The sequence below is a fragment of the Acinetobacter sp. LCT-H3 genome (assembly GCF_001866125.1).
In the GTDB taxonomy this organism is placed as follows: Bacteria; Pseudomonadota; Gammaproteobacteria; order Pseudomonadales; family Moraxellaceae; genus Acinetobacter; species Acinetobacter schindleri.
The window spans coordinates 185229-212116 of the sequence record NZ_MODX01000001.1; the positions used below are offsets into that span (position 1 = coordinate 185229).

The 26888-nt window shown below is 44.0% G+C and carries 24 protein-coding genes; 14 read left to right on the forward strand and 10 right to left on the reverse strand.

Annotated features, from left to right (window positions below):
• Positions 1 to 108: 108 nt before the first annotated feature.
• Complete coding sequence (locus tag BK820_RS15620; RefSeq protein WP_228715846.1) at positions 109 to 513, forward strand: hypothetical protein; 405 nt, start codon at positions 109 to 111, stop codon at positions 511 to 513.
• A 6-nt stretch (positions 514 to 519) separates the two neighbouring features.
• Positions 520 to 1071, forward strand: coding sequence for an HNH endonuclease (locus tag BK820_RS15625; protein WP_228715847.1), 552 nt, complete (start codon positions 520 to 522; stop codon positions 1069 to 1071).
• 339 nt (positions 1072 to 1410) lie between these two features.
• Here the strand turns inward: BK820_RS15625 and BK820_RS00945 are convergent, their stop codons facing one another.
• From BK820_RS00945 to hemF, 5 genes are all read right to left on the reverse strand, one after another.
• Entirely contained in the window at positions 1411 to 1620 is a 210-nt protein-coding gene (locus BK820_RS00945) for a cold-shock protein (RefSeq protein WP_004786992.1), read from the reverse strand.
• Between the two features lie 356 nt (positions 1621 to 1976).
• Complete coding sequence (locus tag BK820_RS00950) at positions 1977 to 3800, reverse strand: acyl-CoA dehydrogenase C-terminal domain-containing protein (protein WP_071319837.1); 1824 nt, start codon at positions 3798 to 3800, stop codon at positions 1977 to 1979.
• A 391-nt stretch (positions 3801 to 4191) separates the two neighbouring features.
• Positions 4192 to 4980 carry a shikimate dehydrogenase gene (gene aroE / locus BK820_RS00955; protein ID WP_071319838.1) on the reverse strand — a complete coding sequence of 263 codons (789 nt, stop codon included), beginning with the start codon at positions 4978 to 4980 and terminating at the stop codon, positions 4192 to 4194.
• 91 nt (positions 4981 to 5071) lie between these two features.
• Positions 5072 to 5278 carry a hypothetical protein gene (locus BK820_RS00960; protein WP_071319839.1) on the reverse strand — a complete coding sequence of 69 codons (207 nt, stop codon included), beginning with the start codon at positions 5276 to 5278 and terminating at the stop codon, positions 5072 to 5074.
• Between the two features lie 279 nt (positions 5279 to 5557).
• Positions 5558 to 6502: an oxygen-dependent coproporphyrinogen oxidase gene (hemF, locus tag BK820_RS00965; protein ID WP_071319840.1), complete on the reverse strand. Its 945-nt coding sequence runs from the start codon at positions 6500 to 6502 to the stop codon at positions 5558 to 5560.
• Between the two features lie 237 nt (positions 6503 to 6739).
• On the opposite strand from hemF, the gene hemN reads away from it, so the two are divergent.
• Positions 6740 to 8113 carry an oxygen-independent coproporphyrinogen III oxidase gene (gene hemN, locus BK820_RS00970; protein ID WP_071319841.1) on the forward strand — a complete coding sequence of 458 codons (1374 nt, stop codon included), beginning with the start codon at positions 6740 to 6742 and terminating at the stop codon, positions 8111 to 8113.
• A 142-nt stretch (positions 8114 to 8255) separates the two neighbouring features.
• Here the strand turns inward: hemN and ribA are convergent, their stop codons facing one another.
• Complete coding sequence (gene ribA, locus BK820_RS00975) at positions 8256 to 8858, reverse strand: GTP cyclohydrolase II (protein ID WP_048881805.1); 603 nt, start codon at positions 8856 to 8858, stop codon at positions 8256 to 8258.
• Between the two features lie 310 nt (positions 8859 to 9168).
• Between ribA and dxs the strand changes: the two genes are divergently transcribed.
• The 8 genes from dxs to BK820_RS01020 all read left to right on the forward strand — a co-directional run bounded on the left by dxs (position 9169) and on the right by BK820_RS01020 (position 17972).
• Positions 9169 to 11073, forward strand: coding sequence for a 1-deoxy-D-xylulose-5-phosphate synthase (gene dxs, locus BK820_RS00980; protein ID WP_071319842.1), 1905 nt, complete (start codon positions 9169 to 9171; stop codon positions 11071 to 11073).
• Between the two features lie 120 nt (positions 11074 to 11193).
• Positions 11194 to 12024 (forward strand): inositol monophosphatase family protein, encoded by an 831-nt coding sequence (locus BK820_RS00985; protein ID WP_004809859.1) that lies wholly within the window; start codon positions 11194 to 11196, stop codon positions 12022 to 12024.
• A gap of 449 nt (positions 12025 to 12473) precedes the next feature.
• Positions 12474 to 14342, forward strand: a complete 1869-nt coding sequence (locus BK820_RS00990; protein WP_071319843.1) for a DEAD/DEAH box helicase — start codon at positions 12474 to 12476, stop codon at positions 14340 to 14342.
• A 402-nt stretch (positions 14343 to 14744) separates the two neighbouring features.
• Positions 14745 to 15563, forward strand: coding sequence for an ABC transporter ATP-binding protein (locus tag BK820_RS01000; RefSeq protein ID WP_048881808.1), 819 nt, complete (start codon positions 14745 to 14747; stop codon positions 15561 to 15563).
• Positions 15560 to 16339, forward strand: a complete 780-nt coding sequence (mlaE, locus tag BK820_RS01005) for a lipid asymmetry maintenance ABC transporter permease subunit MlaE (protein ID WP_004809853.1) — start codon at positions 15560 to 15562, stop codon at positions 16337 to 16339. Before BK820_RS01000 ends, mlaE begins: the two co-directional genes overlap by 4 nt.
• The gene (mlaD, locus tag BK820_RS01010) at positions 16339 to 17016 is read left to right on the forward strand and encodes an outer membrane lipid asymmetry maintenance protein MlaD (RefSeq protein ID WP_071319844.1); all 678 of its coding nucleotides are present in this window, start codon (positions 16339 to 16341) and stop codon (positions 17014 to 17016) included. The genes mlaE and mlaD overlap by 1 nt, the downstream gene beginning before the upstream one ends.
• 17 nt (positions 17017 to 17033) lie before the next feature.
• On the forward strand, positions 17034 to 17669 hold the full coding sequence (locus BK820_RS01015) for an MlaC/ttg2D family ABC transporter substrate-binding protein (RefSeq protein WP_004809849.1): 636 nt from the start codon (positions 17034 to 17036) through the stop codon (positions 17667 to 17669).
• A 12-nt stretch (positions 17670 to 17681) separates the two neighbouring features.
• Positions 17682 to 17972: an STAS domain-containing protein gene (locus tag BK820_RS01020; protein ID WP_005223368.1), complete on the forward strand. Its 291-nt coding sequence runs from the start codon at positions 17682 to 17684 to the stop codon at positions 17970 to 17972.
• A gap of 269 nt (positions 17973 to 18241) precedes the next feature.
• Here the strand turns inward: BK820_RS01020 and BK820_RS01025 are convergent, their stop codons facing one another.
• A complete protein-coding gene (locus BK820_RS01025) occupies positions 18242 to 19255 on the reverse strand; it encodes a CorA family divalent cation transporter (protein ID WP_071319845.1) in 1014 nt (337 codons plus the stop codon).
• Between the two features lie 153 nt (positions 19256 to 19408).
• Between BK820_RS01025 and BK820_RS01030 the strand changes: the two genes are divergently transcribed.
• Both BK820_RS01030 and BK820_RS01035 read left to right on the forward strand, forming a co-directional pair.
• Positions 19409 to 19999 carry an LOG family protein gene (locus tag BK820_RS01030; protein WP_071319846.1) on the forward strand — a complete coding sequence of 197 codons (591 nt, stop codon included), beginning with the start codon at positions 19409 to 19411 and terminating at the stop codon, positions 19997 to 19999.
• Positions 20000 to 20030: 31 nt separating this feature from the next.
• Positions 20031 to 20432 carry an NUDIX hydrolase gene (locus tag BK820_RS01035; RefSeq protein ID WP_048881813.1) on the forward strand — a complete coding sequence of 134 codons (402 nt, stop codon included), beginning with the start codon at positions 20031 to 20033 and terminating at the stop codon, positions 20430 to 20432.
• Between the two features lies 1 nt (position 20433).
• Here BK820_RS01035 and BK820_RS01040 read toward each other — a convergent pair whose 3' ends face one another.
• Together BK820_RS01040 and recG are read right to left on the reverse strand one after the other, a co-directional pair.
• The gene (locus BK820_RS01040; protein ID WP_071319847.1) at positions 20434 to 21069 is read right to left on the reverse strand and encodes a ComF family protein; all 636 of its coding nucleotides are present in this window, start codon (positions 21067 to 21069) and stop codon (positions 20434 to 20436) included.
• Positions 21056 to 23101 carry an ATP-dependent DNA helicase RecG gene (gene recG, locus BK820_RS01045; protein WP_071319848.1) on the reverse strand — a complete coding sequence of 682 codons (2046 nt, stop codon included), beginning with the start codon at positions 23099 to 23101 and terminating at the stop codon, positions 21056 to 21058. The genes BK820_RS01040 and recG overlap by 14 nt, the downstream gene beginning before the upstream one ends.
• A gap of 34 nt (positions 23102 to 23135) precedes the next feature.
• Here recG and BK820_RS01050 point away from each other — a divergent pair, with 34 nt between their 5' ends.
• Entirely contained in the window at positions 23136 to 23954 is an 819-nt protein-coding gene (locus BK820_RS01050) for an NAD-dependent epimerase/dehydratase family protein (RefSeq protein WP_071319849.1), read from the forward strand.
• A gap of 118 nt (positions 23955 to 24072) precedes the next feature.
• On the opposite strand, the gene plsB is transcribed toward BK820_RS01050, so the two are convergent.
• On the reverse strand, positions 24073 to 26634 hold the full coding sequence (gene plsB / locus BK820_RS01055) for a glycerol-3-phosphate 1-O-acyltransferase PlsB (RefSeq protein WP_071319850.1): 2562 nt from the start codon (positions 26632 to 26634) through the stop codon (positions 24073 to 24075).
• Positions 26635 to 26888: the final 254 nt, after the last annotated feature.

Sequence of the window (26888 nt, forward strand, 5' to 3'; positions counted from 1 at the left end):
TCTATTCAATAAAGTTTAATTCCATCTGCCTCTATTAATTTCTCAATAATTTTTTGATTATTCAAATATTAAGTCATTTGAATAACATAACAATATTGTGAGGGGCGGGTGAGTTCTTTATTAGATTTCTACAAAGTAGAATTAGACGATGCACGTTTTTTTATTTTTGATAGTAAAAGTGATCATCTGGTTTATGGTGACTTGGATTTTGAGGAATATCATTGGGACAAAGCAAAATTTAATAAAGTTCGTCCAGGTGATTTCTTTCTCTACCGTCGACCACAGAAAGCTTCAGAAATAAAAAACCAATTCTATATTTACGGTGCTGGCCGCATTGGTCAGATGATTGAAGTTCCGAATGCATCTAGGCCCGATAAAGTTCGTCAAAAGCCAGTCTATGCCACTATTGAACAAGGCATTGCCTTTGAAAATCCTATCCTACAATCCGATTTGGAAAATTTTCAGTGGAGCTTTAAGACCCGTGGCTCAACTTGGGAATATTTTTTCCAGTAATATGGTATGAATGAAATCCATGCTGATGATTTTTGGCGATTGCTGAATATTGGGGTGCAAGGTAATACTTATGAATTCAATGCATCCCAAACTCGTGTAGAGCAAGAAGTTGCTGATTATTTTGTTGAAGATAAGCGTGCCCATGTCAAAATCCGAGGCGTTGAACAAAGAGAATTTGCTTTAAAAGTAAAGCTCAATTATCAATATCAATGTGCAATTTCAGGGATCAAAACCAAAGATTTTCTAGTAGCTTCCCATATCATTCCTTGGTCAGAAAATTATGCTCAACGAACTAACCCACGGAATGGAATTTGTCTGTCTTCTCTGTTAGATAAAGCTTTTGATACTGGTTTTATGACTATTGATGAAAAGTTTAAAGTTTGTATTGCGAATAAAGCACTACACGACCAGTCCTTATACACCTATTTAAAACAGTATCAGGGGCAGAGATTACAGGTGCCAAAGAGCTATCAGCCCGATCAAAACTTTTTAGCTTGGCATCGGCAGCATGTATTTTTAGATAATCACAGTGCCGATATCAGTTTCAAGTTAGAGTAAGCAATAGATTAACCTTTGATATCATTTTGATTTTTTAAAAATAAAAAAGCCCGATGGATTACCTAAGGCTTTTTTTCTATTTCGACTTTTCCTTCAAGTCATTCATATTAACGAGGCTTAGGCGATATTTTGTAATATGGGCTGTTGTGATGATTATGACTTAGTGTAATTTTTTACATGACTGTAATCAGATGAAGAAATTAGACAGAGTATTTTGAATTAAAAGACTAGGGATCAAAGAAAAGCAAGACCTTAATTAATGGATCTAAGATAAGTATCTATTTATGTATGGCACAAAAAAAGCACTCTAATGAGTGCTCTTTTTCATCTTAGCAACGATTAGATTGCAGTGATGTTAGTCGCTGTAGGGCCTTTTTGACCTTGAGCAACGCTGAAAGAAACCTTTTGGCCTTCAGCTAAAGTTTTGAAACCTGAACCTTGGATTTCGCTGAAGTGAGCGAAAACGTCTGGACCGTTGTCTTGTTGAATGAAGCCAAAACCTTTAGTTTCGTTGAACCACTTTACTGTACCAGTAACTGTATTAGACATAATATAACCTATTGAGTTTTATTGATTTATAGTCAATCTATGGGATGACTAAGATGTAACTTGGAAAAATAGACTGGATGGAGCTTTTGATCTATAAAAACGGAGGTTTATGACTAAAACTGCGATACTTAAAGAAGACTAACCAAAACAAGAATTTTTCTAGTTGCAACCATCATACCCTGAATTCAGAGATATTCAAGCTGTATATCACTATTATTTTTTATGCAGTTGATATCACTTAAAATAAAATTGTAGAAAAATTATACAGAATTAAAAAATCAAGGACTTAATATGCTTTAACAAAAAGAGCGCCGTAGCGCTCTTTTTGTTATTTGACTTTCAATGTCAGCGAAAACTTAGTAATCGAAACTGAAGTGCTCAGATGCCAGTGAAGTCATCGTTTTAGATGGGTTGACCATGGCTTCAGCATGACCTTGAGTACGCGGCAACATGCGCTCAAAGTAGAAATCAGCTGTCTTGATTTTTGCCTTATAGAACTCAGGAACTTCAGTACCGTTGCCCTCAGCCAGTTTTGCGGAAGCTACCGCAGCCTGTTGTGCCCAGAAGTATGCCATCATCACATAGCCTGAGAACATCAGGAAATCTACAGATGCAGAAGAAACAATATCACGGTCCTTACGTGCAGCCAGCATGATACGAACCGTCAATGCATTCCATTGTGCGCAAAGTTTGGTTAAGTCCCAAGCAAAACGACGCATGTATTTGTTACGTGCATGCTGGCCACAGAATTTCAGGATTTCTGCCGTGTAATCACGAATCGCTTTGCCTTTAGAAGTTAACAGCACTTTACGGCCAATCAGATCTAGTGCCTGTACACCTGTTGTACCTTCATAAAGAGTAGAGATACGCGAGTCACGTACGATCTGTTCCATGCCCCATTCTTTGATATAGCCATGACCACCAAAGACTTGCATACCGTGATTGGCTGCTTCATAGCCCAGTTCAGTCAGGAAACCTTTCAGAATAGGGGTATAGAAACCTAAGTGATCATCATGCGCCTCGAAAGCTGCTGTATCGCCACGAACCAGAGCATCATTCATTTTGTCTGCAATTTGTGCTGCATGATAAATCATTGCACGACCGCCTTCAGCAATTGCTTTTTGCGTCAATAGCATACGGCGAACATCAGCATGGTGAATGATGGCATCAGCTACTTTTTCTGGATCTTTCTTGCCAGAAAGGGCACGCATCGACATACGCTCTTTGGCATAAGGCAGGGCACCTTGGAAAGACAGTTCTGCATGACAGATACCCTGAACTGCAGTACCGATACGTGCCGTATTCATAAAGGTAAACATTGCATGCAGACCTTTATTCTTTTCACCAATCAGGTAACCAACCGCATTGTCAAAGTTCAGTACAGCTGTTGCAGATGCACGGATTCCCATTTTGTGTTCAATCGAACCACAAGTAACCGGATTGCGTTCACCAATGCCGCCATCAGCTGCCGGAATGAATTTCGGTACGATGAACAGGGAAATACCTTTAGTGCCTGCAGGTGCATCTGGCAGGCGTGCAAGTACGATATGAATGATATTTTCAGTCAGATCATGTTCACCCGCCGAGATGAAGATCTTGGTACCTGAAATAGCATACGTGCCATCTGCATTTGGCTCAGCTTTGGTTTTTACCTGGCCCAGGTCGGTACCACATTGCGGCTCAGTCAAACACATGGTACCAGACCATGTACCTGCTACCAGGTGAGGCAGGTAAAGATTTTTTTGCTCATCTGAACCAAATTGAATAATGGTATTGATACAGCCGATACTTAAACCTGGATACATCTGGAAGGACCAGTTTGCAGTGCCCATCATTTCAGACTTAACCAGATTCAAAGATTGTGGAAGGTTTTGACCGCCAAATTCTTCAGGATAAGAAAGACCTTGCCAGCCGCCTTGTACGAACTGTTCGTATGCTTCCTTGAAGCCTTTAGGCGTAGTGACTTCACCATTTTCAAAATGACAGCCTTCCAGATCACCACTTTGATTCAATGGAGACAGTACATTTTCACAGAAATCTGCTGCACCTTCTAGAATCATGTCCACGGTATCAGCATCGGCATATTCACCATTTGATAGTGTCTGGTAATGTGCAGGGTAATCAAGCACTTCATTCATAAGGAAGCGAATGTCACGTAACGGGGCTTTATATGCTGGCATGCGTTTTAATCCTGATTAATAGTTTTGGATTATCTGTATCGATTCTTTGATTATTCACATTGCGGCTAAAAATACATTGATAAGGCAAGCAAATAAAAATGTCAGAAAGGCGAATCGAGGAGATAGGAAAATTAGGGTGATTCAGGTTAAAGATATGGGCTAATAATAAATAGCTGAAAAATAAAAAAGACTTATATGAGACGACTTTAATAGATAGTTATTCTGTTTGTCTAGGTGGTTTTTTGGGGGAATTGTACACAAATGTTATTGTTCGAAAATAAACAGAAGTGCTGTCATTAAATCCACTTATTGCTCTGTAGATTTCCTTCTGTCGGAAAATCAAAAGAGCCTCCATAGAGACTCTTGAATCATATTAAAAGCTTAAACGAGCTTAAAGGAAATCTTTGAGCTGTGGCTTGACCCCATTCCAGATCGAGAAGGATTCAATCGCTTGACCCACCAGCATGCCAAAACCTTCAGCGCTAGGAACACCACGCGCACGGGCTTGATCTAAGAAAGTAGATGGTTTGCCATAGGCCATTTCATAAGCATATTTAAACTGCAGTGCTTCCGGCAGGATTAAGGCATCACCACTCAAGCTGGCAGAAGTTGCATTGATGATAATATCGAAATCACCCGCCAGATCAGTCAAGGCAATCGCTTGCAGTTCAGCTTGTGGTAATGCATTTTTTAGATCCGCAATCAGCTGTTCGGCACGAGCGAGGGTACGATTGGCAATCACAATTTTCTTCACACCTGCCTGTACCAGTGGATAGATCACCCCACGAGTCGCACCACCAGCGCCAATAATCAGAATATCGGTATTTTCCAGATCCCAGTCTAAAGCACGAATAGCTTCAACCAGACCTTGACCATCGGTATTATCACCATGCAGGACGCCATTTTCCATCCATAGTGTATTTACTGCACCGGCAATACGAGCGCGTTCAGTCAGCACCTGACATTGAGCATAAGCTCGTTCTTTAAACGGAACCGTGACATTCATGCCGATACCGCCTTGGGCAAAGAAGTCCTGAATATTGACTTCAAAGCCATCCAGCGGGGCTAGACGTTTACTATAGGTGAGATCAATACCGGTTTTAGCGGCAAATGCATGATGCAATTCTGGAGAACGTGATTGTTCAATCGGGTTGCCAACAACAGCAAATTGTTTGCTCATTTCACAGTGTCCATGTACTGAAATGCTCAACAATATACGTGAAAACAGGTAGGTACTAAAGCATTGAAAGGTCTAATTCTAGGGGCTTATTTTAGGAGTTACAGGTTTTAATAATGCGTTCGGTCAGAAGCAGGGCACCACTTAAGATAATACCGATAATCATAATAATGCTGACACTGATTGCCAGACTGTCCAAGATAAGATCCTTGGTTAAGAATGTTGTAGTAATTGCACTGACTGTAACGGCCAGAAATATCCACATCATCAGCACATGACTTTTGAAATGTCGTAGCTGCATATATTTTTACCCAATATTTTTAAGATTTTACTATACAGCAGAGCTTGTGACGAAGTGAGGGCATTTCTGCTTATTTATATAAAGAAAAGTTTCTAAATGTTTATAGGAAAATTTTTCGTTCAAATTAATAGTTTTGAAGAATTACTTTTGTAAATTTGGGAAAGAGTTAATTGCAGGAACTTTAAGGAGAAAAAATTAGAGATATTGTAAGCAGAAAATAATTGGAACAGTTTTACAAAAAATGCCCTCAAACTGAGAGCATTTTGGTTAAGCGTACACTTACTTCTTTAACTCTTTTAGCCAATCTCGTGGCTTTAGATAATAATCGGTGAGTTGTTTCTCTGGTGAACCTTCGGCCCATTCCGGACGATAAGACCAGCCAGTGAGTGGTGGCAGACTCACTAGAATGGATTCGATCCGACCACCGGTCTGTAAGCCAAACAAAGTACCACGGTCATAAACCAGATTATATTCAACATAACGACCACGACGATACAGTTGAAACTCACGCTGTGCTTCGCTATAAGGTTTGTCCTGATTGCGCTGGAAAATCGGAATGATGGCATCTAAGTAACCATTGCCCACTGCCTGCATGTATTTAAAACAGGTTTCAAAATCCCATTGGTTCAGGTCATCAAAGAACAGGCCACCGACACCGCGCTGTTCATCACGGTGCTTTAAGTAGAAATAATCATCACACCATTTTTTATGCTGTGCATAAACTTCTTTGCCAAATGGCGCACACAGATCATGCGCCGTCTGATGCCATGAAAGCACATCTTCATCATTCGGATAGAACGGTGTCAGGTCAAAACCACCGCCAAACCACCAGATCGGATCCTGGCCTTCTTTTTCAGCAACAAATAGGCGCACATTGGCATGTGAGGTCGGCACATTTGGATTTTTGGGATGGATCACCAGTGAGACACCCATCGCCTGTGCCTTAGCCCCGGCAATTTGTGGATGACGTTCAGTGGCTGAAGCCGGTAGTTTAGAAATATTGATGTGCGAGAACATCACCCCGCCTTTTTCAATCACTGTCCCATTTTGCAGCACACGTGAACGGCCACCCCCACCTTCAGGTCGCTCCCAGTCATCAATGATAAACTCAGCTGAGCCACTACCAGCACGTTCTTGTTGTTCGAGAGCCGCACAGATGCGCGTTTGTAAGTCGAGGAGGAATTCGCGTACGCGTTGAATATCCGCAGAAGTTGGATGCTGCATCAAAGCCCTCATGGGGAGAAAGAAAGACTTTCTACATCAAAGCATAAAATGGCATAAAAATTAAGATGTATTTGCCGATACTGATGATCTAAAAAGACTTTCTGTTCCAGTAAATTAAAGCAGGGTAGCGTATTAAATCCGACCGAGATGCTAGGTTGAATTCTTTTTCCGAGCCCCACACAATAGCTTTAGATGGCCCATGCTTGGGTAAATTTTCGATGGTTATAGGTGGATATTATGTCGGTTCAGGCTACTTCCCTCATTCAAAAATACAATGTCCCAGGTCCACGCTATACCAGTTATCCAACTGTACCGTATTGGGAAGAACAGTACTTTTCTCTGAAACAGTGGAAACAGACTTTAAAGCGCTCTTTTGCTGAATCGAATCAGAAAGAAGGCATCAGTCTATATATCCATCTGCCATTTTGTGAAAGCCTGTGCACTTTCTGTGGATGCCATAAACGTGTCACCAAACGGCATGAAGTTGAGCAACCCTATATTCAGGCGGTGCTGAAGGAATGGGATCTGTACTGTGAATTATTGGAAGAAAAGCCAATGATCAAGGAAATCCATCTTGGTGGTGGTACACCGACTTTTTTCTCGATTGAGCATTTAACTCAACTGATTAAAGGTATCTTGGTTAAGGCTGAAATAGCGTCTGAGCATGAATTCAGTTTTGAAGGCCATCCGAACAATACCACTTATGAACATTTGCAAGGCTTGTATGACTTAGGTTTCCGCCGGGTCAGCTATGGCGTGCAGGATTATAATGAAACTGTGCAGAAAGCCATTCACCGCATCCAGCCTTATGAAAATGTCAAACAGGTCACCGAATGGGCGCGTGAAATAGGTTATACCTCGATTTCGCATGATCTGGTCTTTGGCTTACCATTCCAGAGCCTGGATGATGTACTGACTACCATTGGTCAAACCAATACCTTAATGCCGGACCGTTTAGCCTTATATAGCTATGCGCATGTGCCATGGATCAAGGGCAATGGTCAGCGCGGTTTTAAAGATGCCGATGTGCCTAAAGATGAAATCAAGCGCCAGTGCTATGAAGAAGGCAAGAAGAAACTATTGGCACATGGCTACTATGAAATTGGCATGGATCATTTTGCGCTAGAAAGTGACAGCATGTATCAGGCTTTTAAGGAGGGTTCTTTACACCGTAACTTTATGGGTTATGCGGCTTCCAAAACGCAAGTGATGATTGGACTGGGGATTTCATCAATCAGTGATAGCTGGTACAGCTTTGCCCAGAATGTAAAAACCATTGAAGAATATTATGAATGTCTGGAACGGAATGAGATTCCAGTAGTTAAAGGGCATGTATTAAGTCAGGAAGATTTAATCATCCGTAAGCATATCCTGAATCTGATGTGCAGTTTCACCACTTCTTGGGCAGATGAGCACATGCAATTTGCTGAAATTGACGAAGTACTAGAACAGCTCAAAGAAATGTCACAGGATCAGTTAATTAAAATTGCAGACTCATCAGTCACAATTTTGGAGAAAGGGAAACCTTTTGTACGTAATATCTGTATGGCTTTTGACCTGAGATTAAAACGTAAAATGCCGGAGAACCGGATTTTTTCGATGACGATTTAGAAATCCCTTCAATCCTCCCTTTCTTACACTTCAACTTAAAGCAGTGCTTAAGTCTTGCTTAGGGAGGCTTTTCCCCCTCATTAAGAAAGGGGAGGAACTCCCTCCTTTAGCAAAGGAGGGTTGGGTTGGATTTGTATGAAAGCTAAAAATCATCCTTCCGATACAGATGCGCCATACGTTCATGCTTGGTCTTAAGATACTGTTCATTAAATGGATTTAGACCAACCGTCAGCGGTACACGATCCACCACATTAATACCCAAATCTTTAAGTGCATTGATTTTTGTAGGGTTATTGGTAATCAAGCGTACTGCTTTTACACCTAAATGATCCAGCATGATGCTACACATATCGTATTGGCGTGCATCGGCTGGCAGGTTTAGCATTAGGTTGGCATCTACGGTGTCATGACCTTGATCCTGCAGGGCATAGGCCCGGATTTTATTGGTCAAACCAATCCCGCGGCCTTCCTGACGCAAGTATAGAATCACACCACGACCGACTTCATTAATCAGCTTTTGTGTCGCCTGAAGTTGTGGTCCACAATCACATTTCAGTGAGGCAAAAGCATCACCCGTCAAACACTCAGAATGTACACGTACCAGCACGGGTTCATCACTCGATTCTTCCAGTCCTTTAGATAACGCGACATGTTCTTCGCCAGTCTTAGGGTCTTGAAAAACAGTAATTTTAAATTCACCATGAGCGGTAGGTAATCTTGATGTTGCGACAAACTCGATAGGCACAGCTGAACCCGTTAAATCCTGAAATTGCTCAAAGTATAGCGTAATGATTGGACATTAGTAGGGTTGCATAGATGATTTTCTGGAGAACATTTTCTTTTTTGTATAAAGCGAACGATAATAGTTGATAAACAGTAAGATTATTCAGGATAATCGTATTCTGCAAATTTTGCCCTGATCAAGCTCATTGTTTAATATTGCGCCGTTAACAGCTTTAGTCAATTGAAGCTGCTACAATTCGACTATATGATCGGGACTCCCCATAGACAGACCTAGCTTAGGATTTGCCAGGCTTTTGAAGGCTTTGCCATTTATGCTGTATACAGAAATACCAACTCAACGCCCTGTAACACCGTTGCTTGATGCGATCGATCATCCAGAGCAATTGCGTTCACTTGAGCAAAATCAGCTTGAGCAGGTGGCCGATGAGTTACGTCAGTACATTTTGTATGCTGCAGGACAAAGTGGTGGGCATTTTGGTGCCAATCTGGGGGTGATTGAGCTGACTGTAGCTTTGCACTATTGCTTCAATACGCCAGACGACCGCCTGATCTGGGATGTAGGTCATCAGGCATATCCGCATAAAGCCTTAACCGGTCGTCGTGAGCAATTAACCACGATTCGTGCCAAAGATGGCTTGGCCGCATTCCCGGCGCGTGATGAATCTGAATTTGATACTTTCGGGGTAGGGCATTCTTCCACTGCGATTTCAGCAGGCTTGGGCATGGCCTTGGCGCGTCGCTATCAAAAGAATCCATGTGAAGTGGTGTCCATTATTGGTGATGGTGCAATGACGGCAGGTATGGCCTTTGAAGCCATGAATGACGCCGTCGCGCACAATGCAGATCTGATGGTGGTGCTGAATGACAATGACATGTCGATTTCCTGCAGCACTGGTGGTTTTGCCAAGCATCTCGCTGCATTGTGGGAACGTGGTGAGTCGGTGAATATTACTGAAGAGGGTGAAGCCTTCGTTCAGCCGCATCCAGAATGGGTGTATAACTCACGTCTGCATTGTGCTGCGACTGATGCTGCCGATAACCTGTTTAAGGCGATTGGTTTTGATTATTTTGGTCCTTATGATGGTCATGATCTGAGTCAATTGGTGCATGTGTTTAATGCACTGAAAAAGCGTAAAGGTCCACGTCTGATTCATGTCTATACCAAGAAAGGCAAGGGCTTTGCTCCGGCAGAAGCAGAACAAATTAAATATCACGCGATTAGTCGTTTAAATGCAGGGTCTACTGCAAATCCAGCACCAAAATATTCTGATGTATTTGGTCAGTGGTTGTGTGATGAAGCGGCGAAAGATGACCGCTTGCTGGCCATTACCCCAGCCATGTGTGAAGGCTCAGGCATGGTGGAATTTGCTAAGCAATATCCTGAGCGTTTCTTTGATGTCGCGATTGCAGAACAGCATGCGGTAACGCTAGCAGCGGGTATGGCTTGCGAAGGTTTGAAGCCAGTTGTAGCGATCTATTCAACGTTTTTGCAACGTGGTTATGACCAGTTAGTACATGATGTGGCGCTACAAAATCTGGATGTGACGTTTGGGATCGACCGTGCCGGTCTGGTTGGTGAAGATGGTCCGACCCATGCCGGAGCATATGACTATGCTTATATGCGTACCATTCCGAATCTGGTGATCATGGCGCCAAAAGACGAAAATGAATGTCGCCAGATGCTACATACTGCGTATCTCTATAAAGGTCCGGCAGCAGTACGTTATCCGCGCGGGAATGGACTGGGTGTGGAAATCCAGAAAACCATGACCGAGATGCAGATCGGTCAGGCAGAATTATTGCTCAGCCTGAACGAACAGTATGACGAATATGTTTCTATTCTGGCATTCGGTAGTCGGGTTCAGGCCGCAGTGGAAGCCGCTCAGGTATTTGCGAGCAAGCATGACGTGGGTGTACGCGTGGTAAATATGCGTTTCATCAAACCACTGGATACCCAAATGCTGGATGATATTGCGCCAAGTTCCACTTTGTTCGTGACAGTCGAAGAACATGCAGTGATGGCAGGTGCGGGCAGTGCAGTCAATGAATATCTGGCTGAAGCGCAGATCGTAAAACCAATTTTAAATCTTGGTCTTGCTGATACCTTTATGGCGCAAGCGACCCATGCACAGATGCTGCAACAGGCAGGACTTGATGCTCAAGGCATTGAAAAGTCAATGAATCAGGCTTGGTCTTCACTTACCCAGTCAGTCTGAAACAACGTCTTCAAAATTTTAGACACATTTTTTTCCCAAAAAGCCCTTATATTTGCTAAAATGTAGGGGCTTTTATGCATTATTCTTTATCAATATCTTCAAATTTGTAGTGGGTGTTCAATGGAACCTATGGTGGTGATGGCTGCGCGTGCGGCTCAATTAGTTGGTCAAGAGCTTTTAAAAGCGCATCAAAATCGTCATAAACTCGATCTACAAGTCGAAGAAAAAGGCATTGATGGTCCTGTAACGCGTGTTGACCGTTACCTAGAGCAACTGACTATCGATACGCTGCGTAAAAGTTATAAAAACCACAGCTTCCTTGGTGAAGAGTTTGGTCTGCAAGAAGGTAAAGGTCACGACGCTGAATGGTGTTGGGTGATTGATCCTCTTGACGGTACACTGAACTTCATCAACGGTTTCCCGCATTTCTGTATCTCTATTGCTGTTCAGCACAAAGGCGTAACCCAACACGGTGTTATTTATGACCCTGTGAAAGATGAGCTATTCTCTGCAAGTCGTGGTCGTGGCGCGATGCTGAACCAGCGTCGTATCCGTGTAAATGTGAAAGACAACTTGCAGAATTCTTTCCTGGCAGTCGGTCATGCTTACCGTGCTCAACGTGGCGGTGAAGTGGTGTCTTATGCGAAAAACCATTTCGAATCTCTATTAAACGTTACTGAAGCAGGTGCGCAATACCGCCGTGCAGGTTCTGCTGCGCTGGATCTGGCTTATGTTGCGGCAGGTCGTTTAGATGGTTACTTTGAACTTGGTTTGAAACCTTGGGATATCGCTGCTGGTGAACTGATTGTGAAAGAAGCAGGCGGTACAGTGGTTGATGCACGTGGTGGCAGCGAATCTATGGAAAAAGGTCAGGTCATTGCCTGCTCTATGAAAATGCTGAAACCTTTAATGCAGGCAGTTGTTCCTGCATGGGGCGAGGCAGCTAAATAATCGGGTTTAGACATTTTGGTTTAAAACATATAAGAGGCATCCTAAGGGATGCCTTTTTCATTACGAGAGAATATTTTTACTGCTAAATATGGTTAAAATATCAACTAATTTTAGATTAATACAAAATAACAATAAAACTTAATGACATTATTTTAAATCCTGCTATAATCCGCGCACGCACTTAATTTCTGTTCGTTACCTGAACATTTCTCTTCTTATCATTGTGTATGCGCGTGCGGTCCAAAGAGAGGACGATATCTCGCGCCCCAATCGCTAAAGCGATTCCTTCAGGTTATGCCGTAATCATGCGTGCGTTATATCACATCGTCGTTACTCGGATCGCCGCTGAATGATCTCTTATTTTCAGCGTATATTGCTGTACCGCTTTTTGTCGATGTTCATTTGACTTTATTTTTAATGGAGCACCCAATTTCCGGGTGAAAGACTCTATGAGCAAAACTTTTGCTGATTTTCCTCTACACGAAACCTTACAACAAGCTTTACAAGCACTAGGCTTTACTGCGCCTACACCTGTACAGGAACAATCTATTCCTGCGGCGCTTGAAGGTAAAGACCTTCTAGTGTCAAGCCAGACTGGTTCTGGTAAAACTGCAGCCTTCCTTCTCCCTACATTGAATGGCCTTGCAACTGAAGATACTTTCGTTCCGTTCAAAGAACGTATGAAAGCGGTAACTCAACCAAATATCCTGGTAATTTCACCAACACGTGAACTTGCACAACAGGTTTGTCAGGATGCGATTGCATTTGTACGTCACATGAAAGGTGTTCGTATTGCTGCAATCATGGGTGGTATGCCATTTGGTAAACAAATCCAACAATTAAAAGGCGCACAAGTTGTAGTTGCGACACCAGGTCGTTTACTTGATCTTGTTAACCGTCGCCAGATTAAACTGGACAAAGTTGATGCGTTAATCGTCGACGAAGCTGACCGTATGTTAGACCTTGGCTTCTCTGAAGACCTTGAGGCAATCGGTGACTTGGCGGCGAATCGTAAACAGACTTTGATGTTCTCTGCAACATTTGCACCGCGTATCATCACGCTTGCTGAACGCATGATGAATGAGCCAGAGCGTATTGCGATCGAAACTGGTCACTCTACGAATACTGACATCACTCAGACTTTGCACTGGACTGATGGCTTTGAGCACAAGAAAAAATTACTGACTCACTGGTTAAACGAAGAAGACGTTGATCAGGCAGTTGTATTCGCTTCTACGCAAGAAGATACCGATATGCTGGCTGAAGAACTTGCTGAAGCAGGTCTATCAGTAGTAGCACTTCACGGTGCAATGCCACAGACAGTTCGTAACCGTCGTCTACGCAGCATCCGTGAAGGTCGTGCAAAAATCTTGGTTGCAACTGACGTTGCAGCACGTGGTCTAGACGTACCAACAATCTCTCACGTCATCAACTTCGGTCTTCCAATGAAGAACGAGGACTATGTACACCGTATTGGTCGTACAGGTCGTGCGGGCCGTACTGGTAAAGCGATTACTTTAGCGACTTACCGTGAACGCGGTAAAATCCGTGCGCTTGAAGACTACCTAGATGCTCGTTTAGAAGTATCTGAAATCGAAGGTCTTGAGCCATCTCCACCTCCTGCACGCGGTAGCCGTGATGGCGCTGGTCGTGGTCGTGGTCGTGGTCGTGATGGCGGCCGTGGTGGCTTCGGCGGTGGTCGTCGTTTCGAAGGTGAAGGTAACTTCAAACGTCGTGATGGTGGTGATGACCGTCCACGTCGTAGCTTCGATGACAAACCTCGTGGCGACCGTCCTGCGTTCGGTGGCGAAGATCGTCCACGTCGTGACTTCAACAGTGATCGTCCACGTCGTGAAGGCGGTTTTGGTGATCGTCCTAAACGTGACTTCGGTGATCGTCCAGCTTCACGTCGTGAAGGCGGTTTCGGTGATCGTCCGCAACGTTCTTTCGATGACCGTCCAAAACGTGATTTTGGCGACCGTCCTCGTTTCGAAGGTTCTGATGATAACCGTGGCAACCGCGTAGATTACAAACCACGTCGTGAAGGTTCTTTCGGTGACCGTCCTAAACGCGATTTCGGTGATCGTCCGGCGCCACGTCGTGAGGGTGGTTTTGGGGATCGTCCTAAACGTGATTTCGGTGATCGTCCGGCGCCACGTCGTGAAGGTGGCTTCGGTGACCGTCCAGCACGTTCATTTGGTGATGACCGTCCTAAACGTGATTTCGGTGGTGATCGTCCACGCCGTAACTTCGATGACAAACCACGTGGTGAGCGTTCGTTCGGTGAAGACCGTCCACGTCGCAAATTTAATGACTAATTGAATCTAGCCAGAAAAAACCAGCGATAACGCTGGTTTTTTTATGGATGCATTTTTTTAAAGTTTTAGGTAAAGTGTGTGCCATTTCTGAATTTGAATCGGTTATGATAACTAATCCTCAAAAATCACACTTGGCTCGTTATATCCATGAGGTTATTATGCCTTATATTGCGCTGATCCTGATCTTATGTAACATCATTCTCTTTCTCTATAATTTTTATAATTGAATGATTATTGAACATATAAGCAAGCGATAAAATTATAAAAACAAATCATGCTTTCTCATTTTTTTCATTCAGATATTGCCTTTTTGCCATTGTAACATTCCGATCAAAAGGTAACATTTAGAGAGTTAATCCTTTATAGTACGCATGCTGAAAAAATGCAGGAAAACGCTTAGCTATGAAAAATCAAACAGCGTTTGAGACTCAATCACTCATAGAAGTGAAAGGTTTGAGCTTCAAGCGAGGCGAACGTGTGATTTATGAGAATGTCAGCCTGAACATTCGACGTGGTCAGATCACTGCCATTATGGGACCTTCTGGTACCGGTAAAACTACATTATTACGTCTTATTGGCGGACAGCTAACGCCAGATCAGGGACAGGTGTTGCTGGATGGCAAGGATATCGCACGCATGTCACGTCACGAGCTATTTGCTGCACGTGCACGTATGGGTATGTTATTCCAGAGCGGTGCATTGTTTACAGATATGAGTGTCTATGAAAATGTCGCTTTCCCGATTCGTGCACATACCAAATTGCCTGAGCACTTGATCGCAGAAATCGTGGCGCTCAAGCTGGAATCTGTCGGTCTGCGCGGTGCAGAGCAGATGATGCCCTCTGAATTATCTGGTGGTATGAACCGTCGTGTGGCTCTAGCACGTGCGATTGCACTTGACCCAGAGCTGATCATGTATGACGAACCATTCGCCGGGCAAGACCCGATTGTGATGGGCGTATTAACACGTCTGATTCGTTCCCTGCGTGAAGCATTAGACCTGACTACAATTATCGTTTCGCATGATGTAGCAGAAACTCTATCCATTGCGGACTACATTTACGTAGTGGCAGAAGGAAAGATCCAGGGCGAAGGTACACCTGAAGAATTAAAAGCACATCCTTCTGCATTTGTTCAGCAGTTCCTGACGGGTTCCGTTGAGGGGCCTGTGGATTATCAGTTTAGTCATGCGGCTTATTTAAGTGATGAGGTGCGTTCATGAATGCAATTGCCTTATTGGGTAGACGCGTCATAGAACGTGTGCGCGGGATTGGGGTTGCGACCCTGATGCTGTTGCAAATTCTGATTTCGATGCCAACCTGGCTGGGGTTTAAGCTATTTGTCTACCAGATGTACCGTGTTGGGGTGCTCTCTTTACTGATCATCGTAGTTTCAGGTCTGTTTATTGGTGCTGTCCTCGGTTTGCAGATGTATACCATTCTGGCTACCTTCGGCAGTGAAGCCATGTTAGGTACCGCAGTAGCTCTAACCTTATTACGCGAACTGGCACCTGTTGTGGCCGCTTTACTGTTTGCCGGTCGTGCCGGTTCTGCATTGACAGCCGAAATCGGTCTGATGAAAGCCACTGAACAGTTATCCAGTATGGAGATGATTGGGGTTGATCCGCTGAAAAGGGTCATTTCACCACGTCTTTGGGCGGGGATTTTCAGTCTGCCAATGCTGTCCGTAATTTTTGCTGCCGTGGGCATTATGGGCGGTAAAATGGTCGGTGTAGATTTCCTTGGCGCAGATGAAGGTGCGTACTGGAGCGGTATGGAAAGTACCGTGCAGTTCTACAAGGATATCTTTAACGGTACCATCATTAAAAGTTTTGTATTTGCATTGATTTGTACATGGATTGCGGTCTATCAGGGTTATGCCTGTGAACCGACATCTGAAGGGATTGCAACGTCCACAACACGTACTGTGGTGTATTCATCGTTGTGTGTTTTAGGTTTTGATTTCGTGTTGACTGCGGTCATGTTCGGAGGTGTTTAATGAAATCACGTACCAGTGAGCTGGCCGTTGGTGTTTTTGTCATTTTGTTTGGAATTGCAATTTTCTTCCTGGCAATGCGTGTCAGTGGTTTGGTCGGAACCAATATTGCCGACAGCTATAAAATGACAGCAACTTTCGAAAATGTAAATGGCATTAAGCCACGTGCCAAAGTGGCTTTAAGCGGTGTGAAAGTCGGTCAGGTCGATACGATTACACTTGATCCAGTCACCCGATTAGCCACTGTACATATGACGCTAGATGGTTCACTGACATCATTTAATGCTGAACAGTTAAAGAAAGTACAGCAAGAAGCCCTAGATGAGTTACGTTACAGCACTGACTATGAAGCTGCGGCACCTGCGCAACAAAAAGCAATGGAAAAGCAACTCTTAGACAACATGACATCCATTACCAATATTGATGAAGATGCTTACATTATGGTAGCAACCAATGGTTTGTTGGGTGAAAAGTATTTGAAAATTATTCCAGGCGGCGGTCTGAATTATTTGAAACGTGGTGATCATATTGCCAATACCCAAGGTACGATGGAAATTGAAGATTTAATTACCAAATTCGTGACAGGTGGAGCAGGCAGTAAGTCATCAGAAACTCAGGAGGCATCTGCTGATGCAGTAACTTCTGAAGCTACAGATGCAGAACCTGCATTTGTTGAATAATGATTGAGGAAATTTGAGTGAATATTTTAGTAAAGCAAACCCTTGCAGCATGCATTCTATCTACTATGGCGATGGGAAGTGTTTTCGCTGCACCGGCTGAAGCACCACCTGCATTTATCAAGAAAGTTGCAGACAATCTGGTGGCTCGTCTGAAAGCAGACCATAGCAAGTTGCAGAGCAATCCGGCACTGGTGAAAACTATTATTCGTCAGAATCTTGATCCATATATCGATTCACAAGCATTTACCCGCATTGTGATGGGAACGTATGCAACTAATCAGTATAGCTCTGCTGCACAGCGTGCTCAGTTTGAACGTAATTTCCGTGAAACGCTGACTGAAAATTATGGTTCAGCATTTGCCAAATATACCAACCAGTCTTATACCATGCGTCCGTACAAAGACACGGGTAGCAAAAATCCAGTTGTAACCATTGATTTCCATAATAATGGCGAGAAAATTCCGGTTTCTTTCCAGTTGGCCGATAAAGGTTCACAATGGAAAATCCGTAATATCAACGTGTCTGGTATTGATCTAGGTTTACAGTTCCGTAACCAGTTTGCAGCGACTGTAAAACGTAATGGCGGTAACCTGGATAAAGCAATTGCAAACTTCAAGCCAGATGCAGAAGCAGCGGTTGAAAAGAAAAAATAAGATAGGTGAGCTGTGATCAGATTCAGTAATCAGGAACTGCATGTTATAGGCAAAATCGACTATAACAATGCGCAGCAATACTATGAACAGGGGCTGCGTGAAATTCAGTCACAGACAGTTTTTCCTATTGTGGTAAATCTGGCTGAGCTTGAAAGTGGCAGTACTCTGGCTTTGGCGATATTGGTCAGATGGTTACGTCAGACGCCACAAGCCAAAGGATTGCAGTTTAAAGCCGTTCCTGCAAAAGTGATGAAGATCATACAGTCCTGTCACCTAGAGAATGATTTACAGATCATTCAGTAAAAAGAAAAAGCACCGAAAGGTGCTTTTTTATTGTGATTAGATTTTAAAAAAATAATGAAAATCAAATAGATTTAAGTATAGATTGCAAGTCCTCTCTCCCTCAGGGAGAGTTAAAGAGAGGGTGAAAATCCTCACCTAACTCCTCCTCTGGAAAAGGAGGGGGAATTTTCTTCACTTTTTTAGAGAGAAGTTGAAGAGGGATTAAATAGATATGAATTAAATACAGAGATTTCTTGCGCTTTGCTTTGAAGCAGTGCCTCAAAGCTCGCTCAAATCCATTTCTTCCATCTAAAGTAAATCAATGGTCCAATGAAGAATGCGACCAGAATCAGCCCGACAATAATAAAGCTGGTGGTGCCATGTGCAAAAGGCAGAACTTCTGTGTTCATTCCATAAATACTCGCAATCAGCATTGGCGGCGCAAGCATACTTGGCAAGATCGAGAATCGACGGATCGTGTCATTCTGTTCGGTATTAATGAATCCGGAAGTAGTATCAAGCAGGAATCGCACCTTTTGGAACAGAAACGCATCATGCTCAACCAGAGAGCGTACATCTTCACTGAGCTCTCGAATGTCCGCATCATAGATATGACTACCCAGCGCCCGTGGACGGGACAGGAAGGTCAGTACCCGGCGTAAATCGATCAGACAGAGCTGGGCTTTTCCAAGCATATCCTCGAGCTGTGCCAGACGGGTAATCATGTCATCCAGATCCAGAATCTGTTCACGATGGCGGTTATTCAGGACTTCGGTTGAGTATTTTTCCAGATCCTTGTGCACATCTTCCAGAATATCCGCCAGCTCATCCAGCTTGGCTTCAAGCAGGCCAAGTAGAATCCAGGTCGGATCCTTATAATCAATCTCATAATCATTGCGGCGCGCACGAGCACGAAAGGCACGGAACGCGACCAGCTTTTCCCCACGCAAGGTAAATAGCCGATCTTTATGCAGAATGAAGGCGACGGTTTGCACCGTGGCTAAAATGCTGGATTGATCTTCAGTATCTTCTTCGACCTGATAGTTTTTATTTTTCGTTAAAAAATAAGTGCTGATATGCAAAATACCGTCATCATCGCGGTAGAATCGGGCACTGGATGAAATGTCTTCTAATGATTTGAGCGTAGGAAGATTTTGCTCATAAGCATCCATGATCCATTGCTGCTCTTCCTGTGAAGGAGCAATCAGATCAACCCAAACCAAATCTTGATGTAAATCAAAGTCGCCATTAATAGTGGTATCTTCTAGGCTACCGCGCTCTGTGGCATAAAAGGCTTCAAGCATGCTGTCTTTTCTCCCTTGCGCAGTATGTAAATTGGAATGGGTGTATTTTAGACAAGGAATTGAATAAAAACACTGATTGAACAGTTATTTTTTCAAAAAAAGCTTCGATCAGGGATTCCTTGCGATACAGCTAGAACTAAATGGTGAAAAATGATGAATTCTATCGCAATTTTTTGTGGTTCCGCACTGGGGAACGCACCTGTTTATACCGAGATTGCTGAAAAAGTCGGCCAGACGCTGGCAGCTAGACAGCAAACTCTGATTTATGGTGGTGGCCGTTCAGGCTTGATGGGAATTGTTGCGGACAGTACTCTGGCTGCGGGCGGCCAAGTGATTGGGGTGATTCCAAAGCAGCTGGTAGACCGTGAACTGGCCCATCCTGGTCTGACTGAACTGCATATTGTTGAAAATATGCACGAGCGCAAAACCAAAATGTCAGAACTGGCAGATGGTTTTATTGCGATACCGGGTGGTGTAGGAACACTGGAAGAAATCTTTGAGCAATGGACCTGGGCACAGCTCGGTATTCATGAAAAGCCATGTGCATTTTTAAATGCAGAAAACTTCTATACCGGTTTGATTCATTTTATTCAGCACACGACTGAACAGGGTTTTACCAAGGCACATTTTACCGAGAAACTCATTGTCAGTGAAGAAATTGAAACAATTTTGGATGCTTTTGAGAATTATCAACCACCGCAAGCGAAATGGGGGATGGTTGATCAGCAAGATCTCGTGAAATAAGCCGATTGATCATTTTTAAATTTGAGTTGTTATGAAAGTTATTACTGTTGCCGCCGGTATTGTACTGAATGAAGCACAGCAATTATTGGTTGTGCGTAAGAAAGGCACCAGTTGCTTTATGCAGGTGGGTGGCAAGCTGGAACCGAATGAAGCACCTGAAGAGACGATTGTTCGTGAAATCCAGGAAGAAATTTGCTGTCAGGCTGAAGTACAGCAATTTGTGGGTCGTTTTGAAACGAAGACCGCGAATGAACCTGACCACCAACTGGTCAGTTATGTATATCTGGTCAAACTGGATCAAATGCCAAAAATTGAGGCGGAGATTGCTGAGATGAAATGGATTGATCTCAATGAACAAGACTTAGCACTGGCCCCGTTAACCACAGAAATTGTGATTCCATGGGTGAAGTCAAATCTATTGGCCCAAGCTTAATTTAAAGCTTTGCACCTGCGACACAGGCTGTATAAATTTGCTGGCAGCCAAGTTCTTGGAGCTTCTGATTAAGTGCACGAATTGAACTGCCAGTTGTTACCACATCATCAATAATCAGTACTTTACGATAACGCAATTTTGATGATGTACTGATCTGAAATTGTGCTTCAATATCTTCAATCCGTTCCAGGCGGCTTAAGCCTTTTTGTGAATGCTGTTTGAGCCGGCTCACTGGTTGCCATACTGGAACTTGAAGATGCTTTGCGACCTGTTTAGCCAGCAGTAAGGACTGGTTATAGCCGCGCTGTACCAATTTGTCTGTCGAGATTGGCATCGGGACGACTGCGCTGACTTTGGGAAGTTTCAAACTGATAAGCGCGCCTGCTAACAAGTTTTCCAGATAAAGCTTCTGCTCATATTTGAACAACTGAATCAGACGATCCATCGGATAATCATAATGGCAGGCAATCTGTACCTGCATTTCCTGGCGCTGGATGGTCTGATGTGCCCAAGGTAGCTGGTTCCAGCAATCCTGGCATACTGAGTAAATTGTTTGATAATCGTTGTGACAAAGCTGGCAGGGTTGTAACTTGTCCAGCCAATGTTTGCCTTGCTGAATCAGCTTAGACATAGGCATAACGTGGTGCCTCAGGTAACCAGCGTTTTAATAACGCAACGGCCTGTTTCGGACAATCCTTTAACATCTGCTGGGCCACGTAATGCGCCTGATTGAGCAGGTGGTCATCCCGTTCCAGCTTGGCTACCCGGAAACCCATATCTCCGGTTTGTTTGGTGCCAAGCAGTTCACCTGGACCACGCAGTTCCAGATCCTTTTCCGCGATGATAAAGCCGTCATTGGTTTCACGCATGATACGCAAACGTTCCTGACCATTCTGAGAAAGGGGATGCTTATACAGGAGTACACAGAAACTGGCTTTCGCACCCCGACCAACACGGCCACGCAGCTGATGCAGTTGTGAAAGCCCGAGACGCTCAGCATTCTCAATCACCATCAGAGAAGCATTCGGTACATCGACACCCACCTCAATCACGGTCGTGGCAATCAATAGCTGCAATTCATTATTTTTAAATTGTTGCATCACCGTCTGCTTTTCATCAGGCTTCATCTTGCCATGGACCAGACCGATATTGATTTCCGGGAAGCGTTCCTTAATTTCGGCAAAAGTGGCTTCTGCTGCTTGGGCATCCAGTGTTTCTGATTGTTCGACCAGGGTACAGACCCAATAGGCCTGCTTGCCTTCAGCACAGTTGGTGGCAATACGTTGTAGGACTTCTTCACGGCGGTCCAGTGGGATAGTGACGGTCTGAATCGGCGTTCGACCGGGTGGCAGTTCATCAATAACTGAAGTGTCCAGATCGCCATACGCAGACATGGCAAGCGTACGTGGAATTGGTGTCGCCGTCATGACCAGTTGATGCGGTGACATGCCATCCAGCCCTTTATTGCGTAGAGCCAGACGCTGATCCACACCAAAGCGATGCTGCTCATCAATAATTACCAGCCCCAATTTGGCAAACTCGACATTTTCCTGAAACAAGGCATGGGTGCCGACCACCAGATTGGCACTACCATCTCTAATGCTTTGTTCTGCCGCAGTACGGGCTTTACCTTTTTGCTTGCCAGATAGCCAGGAAACAGTCAGTCCCAGTGGCTCAAACCATTTTTTAAAATTTAAATAATGCTGTTCTGCCAGAATTTCAGTTGGTGCCATCAGGGCCACTTGCCAGCCTTCTTCCAGAGCATGACAGGCTGCCACACCAGCAACCAGTGTTTTACCTGCACCGACATCGCCCTGTACCAGACGCAACATCGGTTTGTTGCCTTTCATGTCATGGGCAACTTCTCGTGAAACACGTTTTTGCGCCCCCGTCATTTCAAAAGGTAGACCCGCGAGCAACTGTTTGGCATAACGCTTACTTGGTGAAAATGCAGGCGCTTCAATCTGCTGAATAAAGGCACGGCGGGTCAGTAAACTGATCTGATGCGCGACCAGTTCCTCAAAGATCAAACGCTGCTGGGCGGGGTGGGAACCCTGTGCCAGCTGCAACATATTGGCATCGACTGGAGGATGATGAATATATTCCAGTGCCTGCTTCAGGTCATAGCCATTGCTGAATTGAGCTGGTAACAGTTCCGGCAGATCATCACTGTGTAGGGCGAGCGCCTGCTTGATATATTCACGTAATTTGGGTTGGGTCAGGCCTTCAGTTGCCGGATAGATCGCCGTAAGTTGTGTCTGCGGAAGTGGGGTATGTTCAGTAATGACCTGTAATTCGGGGTGATACATTTCCAGGCCACGGGCACCAACACGCACTTCGCCAAAGACTCTTAATCTTGCACCAACTTTGCAGCGGTCGGTAATGCCCTTATAGATATGATAGAAACGTAGCGTCACCTTACCGCAATCATCATCCAGCAGTACGGCCATGGACTTGCGTTTACCTGGTGGAAAATCTACGCCTTTGACAATACCTTCCAGCAAATAGCTACGTCCCACAGTCAATTGATTCATGGGAATGATCGTGCTACGGTCTTCGTAGTCACGTGGCAGATGAAAGAGCAAATCATCAGTTGTGAACAGATTTAATTTTTCAAGTAATGTGGCGGCGGCATTGCCGACACCTTGTAACTGATGGACTGCAGCCATGTCCCCTCAACCAGGTTTTGTGATTCGGTGCTGAATGCATATTTTATTTATCGGTTATGGTAAAACATCCGCACGCATAGCTAAACAATTATTTGAGCAAGGTCATCAAATTAGCACAATCAGTCGCAGTGCGAAAACAGATTCCTGTGCCACTCATCATGTTCAGGATGTGCATCAGCTCGATTTAAGCAGCCTTGCACCGATTGACTGGGTCTACGTCTTGCTCAGTCCTGACCAAAGTACGCTCGAAGCTTATCAGCAGACTTATCTGGACTCAGTCGGTCCAATTGTTAGGGCGCTAAAATCCCATCCGATACAACGTCTGGTTGTTGTATCTTCCACCCGGGTCTATGGCGAGAATGCCGGAGAGCGGGTGGAAGATGACAGTGCAATTTATCCGAATGATCTGCAAGGCAAAGTCTTGCATCAAATGGAGCAGACTTATTTAGCTGCTTATCCAGACCAATGTACGATCATCCGCCCAAGTGGGATTTATGGAACTTCAGTTGCACGCTTGGAAAAAATGGCACGATCTATGTCCAGTTATCCAAATCTGTACTGGTCGAATCGGATTCATATTGAAGACTTGTCACGTTTTATGACGGAGATGATTCACGTGGAACATCTTGAATCTTCATATATTTTGACCAATAACCAGCCACAACTGTTGCATGAAGTTCTGCAATGGTTTCAGCAGCAGATGAGATTGCCTTTATTAAAGGTAGAAAGTGAGCAGGTGACGGGGAAGAAACTATATGCTACCCGTATGCAAAAAATGGGATATGAGTTAAAGCATCCGGACTGTTATGAGGATTATTTGGAATTGATGAAGTTATCCACTCATCTTACATAAAGTTGAGTTCCCTCTCCTTTTAGGAGAGGGTTAGGGAGAGGTAAGTTTTTAAACATTTTCTCTCATCCTTCTCGCGAAGCAGTGTCTTTCATCCCAGAGAGAGGGTGCTTAAATAATCTTACTTTTTCTTCCGTTTCGCACGCTTCTTGGCTTGTTCAGCTGCCAAGGCATCTAAAGCTTCTTTCAATTCTTCATCAGTAAAAGCTGTAAGGTTATGAAGCATTTGCAGCTTCACTTCGTCCAATACCAGATCCGCATACTGAGCGATATTTTTGAAGCCTTCATCAAAGACAATCGCATTGTCTTCATTAGTACTAATATAACCTTTTTGAGTTAGCGTTTTGATAAAGCTTTGGAACAGCGCCTTATCAAAGAATTCTGGTGAATTGAATTCATACAGTACAGACAAACGCTGACCTACCAGATGGCTTAATTCTTCAACCTGACGGGTGGAGATATTGCCTGAACCACGTTGGGTAATCAGTGCCAGCGTCATGTAATAGCGCTCGATACTTTGCATGACAGGTGCAGCCAAAACTTCTAGCTGATGATGCGCTTCGCTGTTTGGTGTAGGTGCTACCAGATTTTCACCATCCTGTGCAATCAGCTTCGCTGCAATCAAGGCATCAATATAAGCGTTTACTGGTACCTTGATTTCATCTTCATGCCATTTCAGGAACAGTTCAGCTTTCAGGAATGGATACAGCGTGCTGCTGATATTTACCAGATCATCACGGCGAATAATGCCATTATGATTTACCAAGGCGGCTACCAGTGACGGTAATACAAAGGCATGCACAATATTGTTACGGAAGTAGGTCAGTAAAATCGCCTGATTATCTTCGATGGCGATAATATTGCCCAGCACATGATTGACGCGTTTGATCAGTTTCAACTTCATTGCATAGGCAATGATTTCTTTCCCTGATAACGGCGTCACTTGCATACGTTCATCATATGGCAAAGACGTCAGCAGATTACGATAAGTATCTAACTGTTTGATACAAATCGCCTCATCCAGCGTGTGTTTTGGTGTTGCTAATAAAATGAGTGACAGCAGGGATACCGGGTTAATGACGGCTGCACGGTTAATATTTTCCAGAATCGCCTGTGCAGAACTATTCACTGCTTCAGATACTGCTGGCGGGATCGGATCATCATTCTTTTCAATCTTGATTTCATCTGCACCATGCTGTTTCAGCATGTCATCCAGAAACACGGGTTCACCAAAATTCAGATGTACCTTACCGAAAATACGTTCAATCTTGCGCAAGGTTTTTAGAATGCCAAAAATAGATTCTGCTTCTTTTTCCTTACCGTTCATTTCACCCACATAAGTTGCACCTTCCATCAGACGTTCATAGCCGATATAGGTGGGTACAAATACGATAGGCTTCGCTTTGCCACGCAAATGACCATGCACGGTCATTGCCAGCATGCCGGTTTTCGGTGGCAACAGACGACCGGTACGTGAACGGCCACCTTCAATAAAGTATTCCAGTGGAGTATTACGTGACAGAACGCTATACAGATATTCTTTGAAAACTGTCGTATAGAGTGCATTACCGCGGAAAGTACGGCGGATAAAGAAGGCACCACCGCCACGCAAGATCTGGCCAACAAATGGCATGTTCAGGTTATCACCCGCTGCGATGTACGGCACCATCAAACCACGACGATAAATCACATAAGATAATAACAGGTAGTCGATATGACTACGGTGACATGGTGCATAGACAATTTCATAGTCTTTCGCCAGTTCACGTACCGTACTGAAGTTATGTACATCAATGCCGTCGTAGAGCTGAGTCCAGAGACGGGTCAGGGCCTTATCGGCAAAACGTACGGTTGAGTTGGAGTAATCTGATACGATTTCATTTAAATAACCAATGGCACGGCGTTCAGCTTCATCCACACTGATCTTGCTGCGGATACTTTCATTACGGATAGCCGCCTGCACATCTGGAGATTTGATCAGACCCTGCATCACATTACGGCGATCTGAAAGGTCAGGTCCCAGCACTACTTCTCGTTGGGCATCCAGATAGTCATTCAAGGTGCTGACAATATAAGTTGCTGGAGACAGGTTCGGATGTGTCACTTTGGCATGATCAATGAGTGCACGCAGAGACTGTGCTTCATGGAACTCCAGATAAGACTGACGACCATGCAGACCAATATTCAACAGCTGTTTCATCTTACTTGGTGTTGACCAGGTATCGGTAAATAACAATTTGAACCAGGAATCTTCTTTCTCTGGTTCACGGCCCCATAGTACGGTCACCGGAATCAGTTCCACATCCAGTTCTGGATTCTGTTCCAGTACTTCAATCAGACGCAGCAGGCGTGGTGGAAAAGCATGTGGCGGCGAGCTCAGCAGATTGCTTTCATCATGATATTGCAGGAACAATACCGAAGCTTTTTCCCGGCGCGTACCTAAATCCATTGGATCAAGTGCAGCAGGCAATTTGAGACGACGGGTTTCACCGTCTACCACCAGCGCATTACTGCGAGAATGGTTTTGCAGAACATAGCAGACAATCTTTTTCTGATCTTGCTGGTCAGCCGCTGGAGCAGGAACTTCCGTTGGTACTTCCCCAAGTACATGCGGGGTAACCACAAGTTCAAGCATCTTACTTGAAAGCTTGCGATACATTTGACCAAAGCCACTCTTGGACATACCTACTCCTAATTTTACTGACCAGAACCACAGGATTTCTGAGGGGGATCTATTTTGATAGATTGTATTTGAAAACAATATGTCATTTTCTAACAAATTCTACAAAAATTCTTTGATTTTAACGTGAAAAAACGTTTTTTTTATCGGAACATCTACAAAGTGAATGACAGGTCAGTCAGTCAATCTCTAGGGATTTACTCAGAATTTATGGCAGAATATTACCAGAAATGAAGCACATTGTTATTTTTCCAATT

Excerpts from the sequence above, each read along its gene's own strand:
- BK820_RS15625 (WP_228715847.1), top strand. The coding sequence starts at position 520 with ATGAATGAAATCCATGCTGATGATTTTTGGCGATTGCTGAATATTGGG.
- BK820_RS00945 (WP_004786992.1), bottom strand. The coding sequence starts at position 1,620 with ATGTCTAATACAGTTACTGGTACAGTAAAGTGGTTCAACGAAACTAAA.
- BK820_RS00950 (WP_071319837.1), bottom strand. The coding sequence starts at position 3,800 with ATGCCAGCATATAAAGCCCCGTTACGTGACATTCGCTTCCTTATGAAT.
- aroE (WP_071319838.1), bottom strand. The coding sequence starts at position 4,980 with ATGAGCAAACAATTTGCTGTTGTTGGCAACCCGATTGAACAATCACGT.
- BK820_RS00960 (WP_071319839.1), bottom strand. The coding sequence starts at position 5,278 with ATGCAGCTACGACATTTCAAAAGTCATGTGCTGATGATGTGGATATTT.
- hemF (WP_071319840.1), bottom strand. The coding sequence starts at position 6,502 with ATGCAGCATCCAACTTCTGCGGATATTCAACGCGTACGCGAATTCCTC.
- hemN (WP_071319841.1), top strand. The coding sequence starts at position 6,740 with ATGTCGGTTCAGGCTACTTCCCTCATTCAAAAATACAATGTCCCAGGT.
- dxs (WP_071319842.1), top strand. The coding sequence starts at position 9,169 with ATGCTGTATACAGAAATACCAACTCAACGCCCTGTAACACCGTTGCTT.
- BK820_RS00985 (WP_004809859.1), top strand. The coding sequence starts at position 11,194 with ATGGAACCTATGGTGGTGATGGCTGCGCGTGCGGCTCAATTAGTTGGT.
- BK820_RS00990 (WP_071319843.1), top strand. The coding sequence starts at position 12,474 with ATGAGCAAAACTTTTGCTGATTTTCCTCTACACGAAACCTTACAACAA.
- BK820_RS01000 (WP_048881808.1), top strand. The coding sequence starts at position 14,745 with ATGAAAAATCAAACAGCGTTTGAGACTCAATCACTCATAGAAGTGAAA.
- mlaE (WP_004809853.1), top strand. The coding sequence starts at position 15,560 with ATGAATGCAATTGCCTTATTGGGTAGACGCGTCATAGAACGTGTGCGC.
- mlaD (WP_071319844.1), top strand. The coding sequence starts at position 16,339 with ATGAAATCACGTACCAGTGAGCTGGCCGTTGGTGTTTTTGTCATTTTG.
- BK820_RS01025 (WP_071319845.1), bottom strand. The coding sequence starts at position 19,255 with ATGCTTGAAGCCTTTTATGCCACAGAGCGCGGTAGCCTAGAAGATACC.
- BK820_RS01030 (WP_071319846.1), top strand. The coding sequence starts at position 19,409 with ATGAATTCTATCGCAATTTTTTGTGGTTCCGCACTGGGGAACGCACCT.
- BK820_RS01035 (WP_048881813.1), top strand. The coding sequence starts at position 20,031 with ATGAAAGTTATTACTGTTGCCGCCGGTATTGTACTGAATGAAGCACAG.
- BK820_RS01040 (WP_071319847.1), bottom strand. The coding sequence starts at position 21,069 with ATGCCTATGTCTAAGCTGATTCAGCAAGGCAAACATTGGCTGGACAAG.
- recG (WP_071319848.1), bottom strand. The coding sequence starts at position 23,101 with ATGGCTGCAGTCCATCAGTTACAAGGTGTCGGCAATGCCGCCGCCACA.
- BK820_RS01050 (WP_071319849.1), top strand. The coding sequence starts at position 23,136 with ATGCATATTTTATTTATCGGTTATGGTAAAACATCCGCACGCATAGCT.
- plsB (WP_071319850.1), bottom strand. The coding sequence starts at position 26,634 with ATGTCCAAGAGTGGCTTTGGTCAAATGTATCGCAAGCTTTCAAGTAAG.